The sequence below is a fragment of the Streptomyces sp. NPDC041784 genome (genome assembly GCF_055591025.1).
Window position 1 is genome coordinate 3,589 of the sequence record NZ_JBVJAB010000072.1, and the last position, 1,054, is coordinate 4,642.

3 pseudogenes are annotated in these 1,054 nt (G+C 69.3%); 2 read left to right on the forward strand and 1 reads right to left on the reverse strand.

Features of this window, described 5'->3' with window-relative positions:
- Window positions 1-305: pseudogene (locus ACZ6D7_RS47225) on the forward strand (hypothetical protein); the annotation flags it as partial.
- Window positions 306-546: 241 nt separating this feature from the next.
- A pseudogene (locus ACZ6D7_RS47230) lies at window positions 547-639 on the forward strand (DUF6207 family protein); the annotation flags it as partial.
- 78 nt (window positions 640-717) lie between these two features.
- Here ACZ6D7_RS47230 and ACZ6D7_RS47235 read toward each other — a convergent pair.
- A pseudogene (locus ACZ6D7_RS47235) lies at window positions 718-831 on the reverse strand (LexA family protein); the annotation flags it as partial.
- Window positions 832-1,054: the final 223 nt, after the last annotated feature.

The window sequence follows — 1,054 nt, forward strand, 5'->3', positions numbered from 1 at the left end:
GCGTCCGCTTGGGTGAGGTGGGGCACCATCGCGAGGCGCGCGCAGTCGCCGAGGAAGCTGTGGCCCTGTACCGGCAGCTGGTGGCGGCCGACCCCGACGCCCACACCCCCGGCCTCGCCATGGCACTCCAGAGTTTCGGGTACCGGTTGGGTGCAGTTGGGCAGCGACACGAGGCGCTCGTAGCTATGGACGAGGCGGTAGCCCTCCTTACGCGCCTCTCCTTCGACCTGCCTAAGGCCTACATCGACGAGCTGAGCGCGGCCCGCCGCCAGCGGCACAGACTGTCGGCATCATTCGATACGTAGCACTGCGTTGCTGCCCAGCCTGCGGACAACGGGCTCCTGCAAACCCTGTCCATGGTTTCGGTCCGGCCGCCCACCCCGGCCGCAGGTCAAGGCTGTTCGCGGTCGTGGTGAGCATCGGCTCCGACAGGGTCCAGGTGGGCGGCGGCGGACGGCGGGGATCAGGACTTCTTGCGGCGGCGCCCGGCCCGGGCAAGCGCATCGACCAGCTCCTCGCGGCTCATCTTGGAACGGCCTCATTGACGTGGCGGGCTGCGACGATGCCACCGTCTTCGCCTTCCAGGCCGCGATCGCCCTCATCTGGGGGACCGCAATCGCCGAGCGCACCACCCGGGATGCCGGCCAGCCAGTCCGGTGTGCGGCTGCGCATGCGTCCGTACCCCGCTCGGCGTCGTGGCAGGCCGGGCCGGGCTGTTCAGAAAAGGCGAAGGACGCCGACAACCTTGCCGAGGATCCGCGCCTCGTCGCCGGGGATCGGGTCGTACGACGCATTGCGCGGGATGAGCCACACCCGCCCGTCCTGTCGGCGCGGTGGCTTTGTTCACGTTCAGCAGCAGCGTTTGTCACCCGGTTTGGGCAGCAGTTGCTGATCACTGGGCCGGGGAATGTTCACGAGAAATGAAGTCGGTGCATGAGGACGGCCCGGGGGGCCCCGGGGGGGGGGGGGGGGGACGGGTGGTTTTTGTCCCTCCGGTGCAGGGGCGGGGTGCGCCCTCCCTGTGTCAAACCATTTCCCCTCTCTTCCCCACCCC